This window comes from Actinomadura darangshiensis (assembly GCF_004349235.1).
GTDB lineage: Bacteria > Actinomycetota > Actinomycetes > Streptosporangiales > Streptosporangiaceae > Spirillospora > Spirillospora darangshiensis.
Genome location: NZ_SMKY01000614.1, coordinates 1 through 1,566 on the forward strand (window position 1 = coordinate 1; position 1,566 = coordinate 1,566).

Sequence of the window (1,566 nt, forward strand, 5' to 3'; positions counted from 1 at the left end):
CCACACCCCACCAACCCCACCCCGCGATCCGCCGCGCCTTTGCGGGCTCTGTCGTTCTTCTTAGGGGTTTGTGTGTCAGTGGGAGCGGAGGGTGGTGACCAGGTAGGCGGTGCCGACGATCGTGGACCACACCAGCAGGTGGAGGGCGATGGCGGGGAAGTCCGAGACGAAGGCGGCCGGGCCGTCGTGTGCCGATCGCATCCACCCGATCATCGGGACGGAGAGGCAGGAGAGTCGTCCGAGGCCGAGGAGCAGCAGGGCGGTCGCGCCGCCCAGGAGGGCGAGAAGGGAGACGCCGGGATCGGGGATGAGGGCGCGGCTCGTCCAGGCGCCCAGCAGCGTTCCGGGGATGGCGACGAGAAGGTTCAGGGCACACCCGGCCAACACCGCTTGAGCGGGCGACCCCGCCAGGACGGCCTGTAGGAGCGGGACGGCCAATGCAACGATGCCCAGTGCGAGATTCATGCCGTACGCGGCGAGCAAGCCCGACCAGGGGAGTGCGGACGGGCGTCGGGCCGCGGTGGCAGTGAGCGCGCGCTGTTCGTCGGGCTGCGTGTCCAGCAGGGCCCGCGCGGCCCAGGCCCAGACGGGGAACATGAACGCCGCCACGTCCCCGAAGGTCTGGACGGCGAGGTCCGCCGCGTCCGGGCCGGTCGGCCCCTGGGCGAGGACCAGCATCACCACGAGCGCCACGACGATCAGCGGCTGCAGGACGCGCAGCGAGCGGATATATCCCGCGACCTGGAAGCGGACGAGCGCGATCACCCCGCACGCCTCCGCACCCGGTAGCCGTCCGCGCGCAGTTTGGTCTCCAGGGTGTCGGCCTCGTCCCCGGGCACCTCGACCTCGAGGACGGCCCATTCGGTCCGGCCGGCGGACGACAGGCGCGCCACGGCGCCATCGGCCATGTGCAGCCGGCCGATCCCAGGCATGTCCTCGATGCACCGCTGGTGATCGCTGACCACGACGGTCGCGCCGCCCGCCGCGATCCCGGAGATCAACTCGGGAAGCGCGTCACGCGTGGCGGTGTCGAGCCCGGCGAACGGCTCGTCCAGGATCAGAAGTTCCGGGTCGGCCATGAGCGCCTGCGCGATCCCGACCTTCTGGGCGCTGCCCTTCGACAACTCGGGCAACCGCACTTCGAGGAGGTGATCGAACGCGAGCCGCTCCGCCCACTCGCCGACCGCGTCCGCGGGGACGCGGCGCATGGCGGCCATGTGGCAAAGATACGTTCGCACGCTGAACGGCTGATCCACCGGGAAGCGCTCCGGCGCGTACCCCACCCGGGCTGGACGGTCCTTGACGACCCCGGCACGCGGCCTCCGCAGACCGGCGATCACCCGCAGCAGCGTGGACTTGCCGACGCCGTTATGCCCGGTCACCTCGGTGACACTGCCGCCCGCAAGCGACAAGGTGACCCCCTTGAACACCCAGGGATCCCTCCGCCGATAACGGAAGGCGACATTCTCCAGCCGCATGAGCACCACACGTTAGAGCCCCCCTCGTAAGACCGGCGTTAACTCCGCCCCCGCTGGTCCCTCGTCCGTTTGGTGGTTCGGCCGGGGG

General features: G+C 70.7%; 2 protein-coding genes. Both read right to left on the reverse strand.

The annotated features are described in order from the left end of the window. Window positions 1-75 precede the first annotated feature (75 nt). Window positions 76-765, reverse strand: coding sequence for a hypothetical protein (locus E1293_RS46905; RefSeq protein ID WP_132206600.1), 690 nt, complete (start codon window positions 763-765; stop codon window positions 76-78). Beyond that, window positions 762-1,478 carry an ABC transporter ATP-binding protein gene (locus tag E1293_RS46910; protein ID WP_132206602.1) on the reverse strand — a complete coding sequence of 239 codons (717 nt, stop codon included), beginning with the start codon at window positions 1,476-1,478 and terminating at the stop codon, window positions 762-764. The genes E1293_RS46905 and E1293_RS46910 overlap by 4 nt, the downstream gene beginning before the upstream one ends. Window positions 1,479-1,566 lie beyond the last annotated feature (88 nt).